This window comes from Bartonella sp. AC130YNZD, from assembly GCF_042196865.1.
Taxonomy (GTDB): Bacteria; Pseudomonadota; Alphaproteobacteria; order Rhizobiales; family Rhizobiaceae; genus Bartonella.
Genome location: NZ_JBHIQZ010000099.1, coordinates 1 through 1,410, shown reverse-complemented (window position 1 = coordinate 1,410; position 1,410 = coordinate 1). Strand labels below are relative to the sequence as shown.

1 protein-coding gene is annotated in these 1,410 nt (G+C 42.8%); it reads right to left on the bottom strand.

What is annotated here, in order from left to right:
• The coding region (locus ACFINU_RS09820; protein ID WP_375667664.1) for a ShlB/FhaC/HecB family hemolysin secretion/activation protein at positions 1-1,367 on the bottom strand (1,367 nt) is incomplete at its 3' end.
• Between the last annotated feature and the right edge of the window lie 43 nt (positions 1,368-1,410).

Sequence of the window (1,410 nt, the reverse complement as noted above, 5' to 3'; positions counted from 1 at the left end):
TGCCCTGAAAGCAACGTGTTATAGCGAAAATTATACTGTTTAAGCGAAAAAGGACGCCCATACCCTAAAGAAAAAGATAATTTGGAAAATTGCCCTTTGGGTGAATTTTTTGTTACATTCTCTTGCTCTTTATCGTCATAAGCGCCAAGAATTGCCAACCCTTTATGAAACCCTATATGCGCGCTTAATTCTCCTCCAAGCCACTTGCGCGAGTGATCAAGCTCAAAGGTTGCAATAGCTAGTTTACGGCTGGAAACATCAACCCGACTGCCCATAATAAAATTATCAGAATATTTCCATGTCAACCGTCCCGTAACCCAAGTCTTTCCCTTTTGATCACGATCGATAACCCGTGAAATCCACGGTGTAAGCGATAAAGACTTGCCCGCAGTCATAATATCGGAAAATATTCCCTTAACACTCGAATGATATTGGCTCCACGTCCCATCAAAACCAGTTGTCCAAGTGCCATAGGGAAGAGAAAATGATCCCGTTAGAGTATCACTATTGGGGCGCTTGTGAGAAAAATGATACGGACTACCATCCATAGAGCGCTGATAGCTAAACGACCATTGATCATTGATCCCTAACAGATCATCAAAAGAAAGGCTCAAGCGCGTTTGATAAAGCCCTGTTGCTTTAGCGCCAAGATTATCGCTGGAAAGCGTGATAAGCCAAGGTTTCTGTTTTTCAATATGAACATCGAGTATCGAACCACCCGAATTGCCACCAGCACCAAGATTAATGGTGGCTTGGCGTGAAAAAAGCCGATTGATTTGATCAAGCCCTTGCTCTATCTGGCGCAGATTGGTCGGCTTTCCAATAAGGTTTGGAAAAGCCGTGGTGATTTCTCCTTGAGATTTCCTTCCAACTTTATGCCCATCAAGGGTAATATCTTCCATCACACCTTCAACAACAACAATCTTGAGATGACCGCCGCTTAAATCCTGCTCAGGCAAATAAGCCCGCACCGCAATATAGCCGCGCTTCATATAAAGCTTGGTCACCGCTTTGAGCACTTTATTGATTTCGGCAATCCCCAAACACCGTCCTTCCCAAAGAGAAATGGCTTCATGAAGGTCGGTATGAGAAATCAACTGAACATCAACAAATTCAATGCTTTTGATCAGCAAACAGGTTGTACTAGGCGAAGCACCATAGGGAGATATGGTATCATCGTCTGGCAAAAATACCTCATGGGTTTTGTTTTTACGCTGCAATTGCTGAAAACGCTGTTGTTGCGTTTGTTGTCGTTGGATGCTCTCTGATTGATTAATCGCTTTCTCACGAATGTTTTGGGCAAAACTCGCCAACGAGAAAAGGCACAAAATAGCCGCAAAAACAAAAGTGAAAAAAAATCTATGCATTCATTGTGCCCTCAAAATGAGCAACAAAATGAACCATATCATC